At 62.0% G+C, this 9,076-nt stretch carries 6 protein-coding genes and 1 pseudogene; 6 read left to right on the forward strand and 1 reads right to left on the reverse strand.

What is annotated here, in order from left to right; all coding sequences use genetic code 11:
* Positions 1–1,381: pseudogene (locus DBR24_RS32705) on the forward strand (ATP-dependent DNA helicase); the annotation flags it as partial.
* Between the two features lie 49 nt (positions 1,382–1,430).
* Here the strand turns inward: DBR24_RS32705 and DBR24_RS18085 are convergent.
* The gene (locus tag DBR24_RS18085) at positions 1,431–3,524 is read right to left on the reverse strand and encodes a mechanosensitive ion channel family protein (RefSeq protein ID WP_128615431.1); all 2,094 of its coding nucleotides are present in this window, start codon (positions 3,522–3,524) and stop codon (positions 1,431–1,433) included.
* 360 nt (positions 3,525–3,884) lie between these two features.
* On the opposite strand from DBR24_RS18085, the gene DBR24_RS18090 reads away from it, so the two are divergent.
* From DBR24_RS18090 to DBR24_RS18110, 5 genes are all read left to right on the forward strand, one after another.
* Entirely contained in the window at positions 3,885–5,087 is a 1,203-nt protein-coding gene (locus tag DBR24_RS18090; protein ID WP_128615432.1) for an MFS transporter, read from the forward strand.
* 239 nt (positions 5,088–5,326) lie between these two features.
* Positions 5,327–6,253: a DUF72 domain-containing protein gene (locus DBR24_RS18095; RefSeq protein ID WP_128615433.1), complete on the forward strand. Its 927-nt coding sequence runs from the start codon at positions 5,327–5,329 to the stop codon at positions 6,251–6,253.
* Complete coding sequence (locus DBR24_RS18100) at positions 6,250–7,047, forward strand: endonuclease/exonuclease/phosphatase family protein (protein ID WP_128615434.1); 798 nt, start codon at positions 6,250–6,252, stop codon at positions 7,045–7,047. The genes DBR24_RS18095 and DBR24_RS18100 overlap by 4 nt, the downstream gene beginning before the upstream one ends.
* Positions 7,044–8,318, forward strand: coding sequence for a cardiolipin synthase ClsB (clsB, locus tag DBR24_RS18105; protein WP_128615435.1), 1,275 nt, complete (start codon positions 7,044–7,046; stop codon positions 8,316–8,318). The genes DBR24_RS18100 and clsB overlap by 4 nt, the downstream gene beginning before the upstream one ends.
* A partial coding sequence (locus tag DBR24_RS18110) for a YbhN family protein (RefSeq protein WP_146189077.1) occupies positions 8,315–9,076 on the forward strand: 762 nt, incomplete at its 3' end. The genes clsB and DBR24_RS18110, both read left to right, overlap by 4 nt.

Here is a 9,076-nt window from a genome sequence, read left to right on the forward strand (position 1 = left end):
CGTGGTGGACTTGCCCGGCTTCGATAACGCCTGGACCTTCGACGAAGCACTGGTCGAAGTGATCCGCGCACGGCTCGGCGCGTTCGGCCCGCTGCCGTTGCTCGCCATCGCCGAACCGCTTGCGCTGCCCGCCCCTCAGGTCCAGCAAGCCCTCGCTCGACTGGAACGCGAAGGGTACGTGCTGCGCGGCCAGTTCACCCCGGGACTGACGCACGAGGAATGGTGCGAGCGGCATCTGCTGGCGCGGATCCATCGCTATACGGTCAAGCGCCTGCGCCGGGAAATCGAGCCCGTGGCGTTGCAGGATTTCATGCGTTTCCTGTTCGACTGGCAGCACCTCTCGCCCGCCACGCGCGGTCAGGGCAACGCAGTGTTGCCGGCAATCGTCGGCCAGCTCGAGGGGTATCCGGCGGCGGCTTCGGCCTGGGACAGCGACATCCTCCCGGCGCGCCTCAAGGACTACTCGCCGACCTGGCTGGATGATCTGTGTCGCAACGGCAAGCTGGTGTGGACGCGCCTCAGCGCCCGGCAAAAAACCAGTGGCACGGCATTGCGCAGCACGCCGATCGTATTACTGCCACGCAGTCAGGCCGGATTGTGGAGCGCACTGGCCGAGCAGACGCCGGCCAGCGAACTGTCAGCGAAAACCCAAAAGGTTTTTGAAGCCCTGAGTCAGCACGGCGCGCTGTTTTTCGATGAGTTGATTCATGAAGCGCACCTGCTGCGCACCGAACTGGAAACGGCCCTGCAGGAACTGGTTGGCGCTGGCCTGGTGAACGCCGACAGCTTCGCCGGCCTGCGTGCCCTGATTACCCCGGCGAGCAAGCGCCAGCAGCGCAGCAGTCGACGTGGACGCGGCGCGTTCGTCGGCGGCATGGATGATGCCGGGCGCTGGGCATTGCTGCGGCGCGGGCAGGCTGTGGATAACAACGAGACCCTGGAACACGTCGCCATGACCCTGCTGCGCCGCTACGGCGTGGTGTTCTGGCGGTTGCTGGAGCGCGAAGCGGACTGGTTGCCGAACTGGCGGGAATTACTGCGCACCTTCCATCGCCTGGAGGCCCGTGGCGAGATTCGTGGTGGACGGTTTGTCAGCGGTCTGGCGGGAGAGCAGTTTGCCCTGCCCGAGGCGATTGCCTTGCTGCGCGAAGTTCGGCGGCGGCCACATGACGGCAGTTTGATCGCGGTGTGCGGGGTGGATCCGCTGAATCTCGCCGGGACGTTGTTGCCGGGGGTGAAAGTGCCGGCGCTGGCGAGTAATCGGTTGGTCTATCGGGATGGTTTGCCGGTGGCGGCGGAGATTGCCGGTAAGCAGCAATTTTGGCTGGAGCTGGATCAGATCGCCATGGAACAGGTGCGCGGCAAATTGATCCGGCATTGAGGGTGCTTGGGCTCGCGAAAGGGCCGGCACAGCCCCACAAAATCTTGCATCAAGTCCGCGATTCCTGCGGCAACTCAGTCGCCACCAGCGCCCCCTCCTCCTGCCTTTTGGGCAACAAAACCTGCTGTGGATAAGTCTGCGCGAAATGCACCGACTCGGTGTTATCCACAAGCTTCTTCAAACGCTGGTTGAATGCGCGGCTCACTGCATATTGCCCACCCGACACGGTACGGAACTGCGCTGTCAGCACCACGCCGTTCAAATCCATCTTGTCCACGCCAAACACATCCAGCGGGCCTTGCAGGTTGTACTTGAGGAATGGGTCTTCGCGGATCGAATCGCCGGTCTCGCGGATCAGCTCGATCGCCTTGTCCACGTCCGTGTCGTAAGTGAACTGCACCGAGAAAAACGCAAAGGCAAACTGCCGCGACTGGTTGGTCACAGCCTTGATCTGGCCAAACGGCACCGAGTGCACAAAGCCTTTGCCGTCACGCAGGCGCAGGGTGCGGATGGTCAGGCCTTCGACCGTGCCGGCATGCCCGGAATCGAGCACCACCCAGTCACCGATCGACAGGGTGTCTTCGATGATGATGAACAGCCCGGTGATCACGTCCTGCACCAGTTGCTGCGAACCGAAACCGATGGCCAGACCGACCACCCCGGCACCGGCCAGCAATGGCGCCACATTGATCCCCAGATTGGCCATCGTGGTGATCGCGCAGATCACCACCAGGATGATTTTGATCGCGTTGCGCAGCAGCGGCAGGATGGTTTTTACCCGGGTGCTGGGCTGGCGCGCCCCGCGCTTGTTAAGCGGGGGTTTCAGGGCTTCCTGAATCGCCGTGTCGAGCACCACCCACAACAGCCATGTCACCAGGAAAATCAAACCGATGCTGCTCAAGGCGTTGCTGATGGCCCGGCCGACCGTGCTGCCCTGGGCGAAATCGAGCAGTGACACGCCCCAGATCCGCCCGAGAATATCAATGAACGCGATGGCGATGACGATCCGCAGCAACGCGTGCAGCAGGCTGAGAAAACGCTCCTTGTAGGCGCTGCGGCGCTGGAAGGCTTCGGCCTTTGGTGACTTGAACAGGTGCTGCAGGATCGTGCTGAGGAACACCGTGCCGATCAGCAGCACGGTGGTGAACAACGCGCAGCGCAGGGCTTTCTGGTTGTCCTCACCGATGCCGATCAGATTAATCGCCGACACCAGCACCATCAGCACAATCGGCCAATACCACAACCCCGAGAAAATCCGCAGCGACTCCTGCAACGACGGTTGTTTCAGGCGTTGCGCCAGCGGTCGGTTGCGGATCAGGTGCGCCACTGGCCGGCGCAGACGAATCACTAGCAGGCCAAAGATGATCGAAGCGATCAGCCCGGTGAACACCGCAACGCTGCTGGTGATGTTGCCACCCAGTTGCCGGGCGATTTGCGGGCTGGTCAAGGCGTCGCTGAGGGCCGCGAGGAAACCGATCAGGAACAGCGGGGGCGGACAGTAATTGCGGATGATCCGCGCCGCCGGGCGCTTATGGCCGACGTTGAACATCACCACGACGCACAACAGCATCGAGGGGGAAAAAATACCGCTGCTGGTGGCGTAGGCCAGACACAACGCCAGTGCACGCCCGACCGAGGCTTGCAGAAAATGGCTGACGTACAGGGTCAAAGGCAGGCAGATCAGCGCCGGCAGCGTGTACGGCAGCAGATAACCGAGCAGATCCTGACTGCGCTGGCGCGTGCGTAACCAGCGGCCTTCGCGCAGGCGTTTGGCCAACAGACTGCCAAGCACGGTCAGCAGGGCAAACGCGCCGAGCCAGACACCGGACAACATCAGGAAATCGCCGGCGACACTCCAGCCCGAGCGATTCGAGGGGTGGTTGACCAGTCTGTCGACTTCATCCGCTGCCCGATCGGCACGCAGGCGCCAGGCATCGACCAGATGTTCATTGAGATCGAGTTTGTCCTGCACATCGTCGATGCTGGAACTGATCGCCCCGAGCAGACCGCCCTGCACAATCGGTTCGGCTTTGGCCGGTTCCTCAGCGGTGGCCGGAACGCCCGGCAGCGCGGCGGCTTCGAGTTCGCTGGCGCCAAGAAACAGCAGTGCTCCCAGCAAAATGGCGATCCTGAACTTGATCAAAACTCCGCTCTCCCGATGGCTGAACCTGTAAGGAACTGATCGGTGAATGGCGGACAAGTTCGGTTTTTGCCTGAATCCTCATATTCAAATCCCGCATTCCCCTGTGGCGAGGGGATTTATCCCCGTTGGACGGCGAAGCGGCGCCAAAACCTGAATCTTCAATCTCCTGCCAGACCGAGTCGTGAGGTTTTACGACTGCTGCGCAGTCGAACGGGGGTAAATCCCCTATCCACAGCGTTCACACCCATCCAGGGATATTTGCGCTGCCGGCAAATATCAAATGCCCGCACCCGTATTTTTCCGCACAAGCCAAACCCCGACACTGCGCTCCATCCAATCAAATCACCCTGGAGTGCCGTGATGCCCATTGCCTTGCTCGCGCTGACCCTCAGCGCTTTCGCCATCGGGACGACCGAGTTCGTCATCGTTGGCCTGCTGCCTACCATTGGCGCCGATCTCGGCGTCAGTCTTCCCTCCGCCGGTTTGCTGGTGAGCCTGTACGCGCTGGGCGTGGCCATCGGTGCGCCCGTGTTGACCGCGCTCACCGGCAAGGTCCCGCGCAAACTGTTGCTGCTGTCGCTGATGGTGCTGTTCACCCTCGGCAACCTGCTGGCGTGGATGGCGCCAAGTTATGAATCGCTGGTGCTGGCGCGGATCGTCACCGGTCTGGCCCACGGCGTGTTCTTCTCCATCGGCTCGACCATCGCCACCAGCCTGGTGTCCAAGGAAAAAGCCGCCAGCGCAATTGCGATCATGTTCACCGGCCTCACCGTGGCATTGGTCACCGGCGTGCCGCTGGGTACGTTCATCGGCCAGCATTTCGGCTGGCGTGAAACTTTCCTCGCCGTGTCGGCGCTGGGCGTGATTGCCTTTATCGGCAGCCTGATCTACGTGCCGAGCAACATCGCCCACAGCAAACCGGCGTCGCTGCTGCAACAACTGCAAGTGCTCAAACAACCGCGTCTGTTGCTGGTGTACGCCATGACCGCGATCGGCTACGGCGGCTCGTTCATCGCCTTCACTTTCCTCGCGCCGATCCTTCAGGACATCTCGGGCTTCAGCGCCAGCACGGTGAGCCTGGTGCTGCTGGTGTATGGCGTGTCGGTAGCGGTCGGGAATATCTGGGGCGGCAAGCTGGCGGACAGACGCGGGCCGATCAGCGCCCTGAAAATCATCTTCGCCCTGCTCGCGGCCGTGTTGTTCGTGCTGACCTTCACCGCCGCCAATCCCTGGCTGGCACTGGCCACGGTATTGGTCTGGGGCGCAGTCGCGTTCGGCAATGTGCCGGGGCTGCAAGTGTATGTGGTGCGTCAGGCTGAACATCACACACCGCAAGCCGTGGATGTGGCGTCGGGGCTGAACATTGCTGCGTTCAACCTCGGGATTGCCGGCGGGGCGTGGGGCGGTGGCTTGATCGTTGAACACATCGGCCTGATCCACACGGCGTGGATCGGTGGTCTGGTGGTGTTGGTGGCGTTGGCCCTGACTGCCTGGAGCGGTCGACTGGATCGCCTCGGCCCGACCTATGCCGAAAGCACTTCGCGCATCGTCACCGGCCACTGATTCAACACCTGTGCCCTTGTCGAGGGGGCACTTGTGGGAGGGGGCTTGCTCGCGAAAGCGGGGTATCAGTCGCGATCAACGCTGACTGACCCATCGCCTTCGGGAGCAAGCCCCCTCGCACATTGTTTTTCGTGGAGCGCGCAAAAATGTACCGTCCGTAACGCCACCGAAACTTTCCCGAACCGCCCACAGTCATCAACACACACAGGCTGTACGAGGACTGACTACGGGAGGGCGACATGGCAACGATTCACATCGGTATTTCCGGCTGGCGCTACGCTCCGTGGCGCGGGGATTTCTACCCCAAGGGACTGGCGCAGAAACGTGAATTGCAGTTCGCATCGCGGGCGGTCAACAGCATCGAAATCAATGGATCGTTCTACGCCCTGCAACGGCCCGAACGCTACGCGCAGTGGTACGCCGAAACGCCTGACGACTTCGTGTTCAGCGTCAAGGCGCCGCGCTTCATCACCCACATTCGCCGCTTGCGCGACATCGAAAAACCGCTGGCGAACTTCTTCGCGTCCGGGGTGCTTGAACTCAAGGAAAAACTCGGCCCGATCCTCTGGCAGTTTCCGCCCAACTTCAAATACGAGCCGCAGCGCTTCGAACACTTTCTCGCTCAACTGCCCCACACCCCTGAAGCGGCCGCCGCCCTCGCCCATCAACACGATGCCCACCTGCACGGCCACGCCAGCCTCAAGGCCTACGGCAAAAAAGCGCTGCGCCATGCCGTGGAAATCCGCAACGACAGCTTCATCGACCCGGACTTCGTGCGCCTGCTCAAACGCCACAACACCGCGCTGGTGATCGCCGACACCGCCGGTAAGTGGCCGTACCGCGAAGACCTCACCAGCGACTTCGTCTACCTGCGCCTGCACGGTGCCGAAGAACTCTACGCCAGCGGCTACACCGCGCCGGCCCTCAAGCGCTGGGCCGAGCGTATCGAAGCCTGGCACCACGGCCGGCAACCGCAAGATGCGCAACTGATCGCCCCGCAACTCAAGCCGCGCGCACGTAAATCCCGGGAAGTGTTTTGCTACTTCGACAACGACATCAAAGTCCGTGCGCCCTACGACGCGCGTAATCTGCTGCAGCGTTTCGGGCTCGATAACGACCTCGCCACCGCCCCCGGTGAAAGCGCCGCAGAAGGAGTGTTGCCATGAGCATTCCTGAACCGGTGGGCTTCACCGATGAAGGTTCGGTGGTCGCGCCGACGGTGCGCACTTTCACTGTAATGACGGTCAACACCCACAAGGGCTTCACGGCCCTCAACCGGCGCTTCATCCTGCCGGAACTGCGCGAAGCGGTGCGCAGCGTCGCCGCCGACGTGGTGTTTCTCCAGGAAGTCCACGGCACCCACGAACATCACCCTAAGCGCTATAGCAACTGGCCGACGATGCCGCAGTATGAATTTCTCGCCGACAGCCTTTGGCCGCAGTTCGCCTACGGGCGCAACGCGGTGTATCCGGAGGGCGATCACGGCAATGCGCTGTTGTCGAAATTCCAGATCATCCGCCACGACAACCTCGACGTCTCGATCAGCGGCCACGAGAACCGCGGCCTGCTGCACTGCGTGCTGCGCCTGCCCGGTGACGGGGTCGAGGTGCATGCGATCTGCGTGCACCTGGGCCTGCGCGAAAGCCATCGCAACGCGCAGTTGAAGCTGCTCGGTCAACGCCTTGCGGAACTGCCGGACGATGCCCCGGTGATCATCGCCGGCGACTTCAACGACTGGCGCCAGCGCGCCGATGCGCTCCTCACACCCTGGGGCCTGCGCGAGGTCTTCGCCGAGCATCACGGCAAACCCGCACGCAGCTTTCCGGCGCGCCTGCCGACCCTGCGGCTCGACCGCATTTACGTACGCAACCTCAAGGCCCGCCAGCCAAAAGTCCTGGCGAACCGGCCCTGGTCACACCTTTCCGACCACGCCCCTTTATCGGTGGAGATTGAATTATGAACAGCGCACCGCTGGAGAAATCCACCGTGGAACCGATCAGCATCGCCCCGCCCGTGCGCGAGCCCGGCCAGGTTGACGTCGAGTACAGTTGGCAAGGCAACAACCGTGTCGAACTCCTGGAAAACGGCGAAGAATATTTTCCCCGGGTGTTCGACGCCATGCGTGCGGCGAAAAGTGAAATCCTGCTGGAAACCTTCATCGTTTTCGAAGACAAGGTCGGCGCAGAGTTGCAGCAGATACTGATCGACGCGGCACAGCGCGGCGTGCGCACCACCGTCAGCCTCGACGGCTTTGGCTGTGGCGAGTTGACCACCGCTTATCTCGCGGCCCTGAGCGATGCGGGCGTGCACCTGCAGATGTTTGATCCGGCGCCCAAGCACCTGGGTTTTCGCACCAACTGGTTCCGCCGCTTACACCGCAAAATCGTGGTGGTCGACGGCCTGGTTGCGTTCATTGGCGGGATCAATTTTTCCGGCGATCACCTGGCCGACTTTGGCCCCGAAGCCAAACAGGATTATGCCGTGCAGATTCAGGGCCCAGCGGTTGCTGACCTGCATCACTTTGCCCTGCTGCAAAGCGGTCGCCCCGGACGCGCACGCTTCTGGTGGCAGCGTCGGCGCCAGCGTCGCGCAGACATGGCCTTCAGCGACCACGATGGTCAGGTGCGCCTGGTCTTTCGCGACAACGATCAGCACCACACCGATATCGAGGACGTTTACTTGCAGGCACTGCGCCGGGCCAAACACCGGGTGGTGATCGCCAACGCCTACTTTTTCCCCGGCTACCGTCTGCTGCGCGAGATCCGCAATGCGGCGCGGCGGGGCGTCGATGTACGGCTGATCCTGCAAGGTCAGCCCGACATGCTGGTGGCCAAACTCGCGGCGCGCATGACCTACGACTACCTGCTCAAGGCCGGCGTGCAGATCCACGAGTATTGCCAGCGACCGCTGCACGGCAAAGTGGCGCTGGTGGACGATGAATGGAGCACCGTCGGCTCGAGCAATCTCGACCCGCTGAGCCTGTCGCTGAATCTGGAAGCCAACGTGCTGATTCGCGATCGGGAATTCAATCAGCATTTGTTCGAGCGCCTCGAAGACCTCAGCCAGAACCACTGCAAGGCCATGGACGCCGACATATCCCCGCGCGGACGGATCTGGCACATGACCGTAGGTTTTCTGGTGTTTCACTTTCTGCGGCACTTCCCGGCGATGGCCGGTTGGCTGCCGGCGCACAAACCACGGCTCAAGCCGTTTCGAGGTGGCCAGTCATGAGCCACTCCGAAGCACACTCGACAGGCCACGCCGCGCCAGCGACTCACTCGAAATGGAGCCGCTGGAAACGCCCACTGACGCTGTTGTTTTTCCTCGCGTTGATCGTCTTGCTGACGCTGTTCGCCACCCGTATCGAATGGGCCGAAGTGCTGCAAACCCTCGCCGACTTCAAGGTGCGCACACTGATCATCGCTGCCGGCCTGACCTTGCTGAGTTTCCTGACTTACGCCAGTTTCGACCTGATCGGCCGCACCTACATTCGCCAGGACCTGACCTGGAAACAGATCCTGCCCGTGGGGATCATCAGTTACGCGTTCAACCTCAATCTCAGCGCCTGGGTCGGCGGTATCGCCATGCGGTATCGGCTGTATTCGCGCCTGGGCGTGAGCAAAGGCAACATTGCGAAGATTCTCGGCTTGAGCCTGGCGACCAACTGGTTCGGCTACATGACCATTGCCGGTGTGGTGTTCAGCAGTGGCCTGGTGCGCATGCCGCCGGGATGGAAACTGAGCAGCGATGCATTGCAGGGCGTCGGTATCCTATTGCTGCTGATCAGCGCCGGGTATCTCGCGGCGTGTCAGTTTTCCAAGCGCCGCGAGTGGTCGATTCGTGGGGTGGAAATCAACCTGCCGTCGCTGCGCATGGCCGTGCTGCAACTGTTGCTCGGTGCCTTGAACTGGTCGCTGATGGCGGCGGTGATCTTCACCCTGCTTCCGAGCAAACTGGATTATCCGCTGGTACTGGGCGTGTTGTTGATC

The sequence above is a fragment of the Pseudomonas sp. HMWF006 genome, assembly GCF_003061205.1.
Lineage (GTDB): Bacteria > Pseudomonadota > Gammaproteobacteria > Pseudomonadales > Pseudomonadaceae > Aquipseudomonas > Aquipseudomonas monsensis.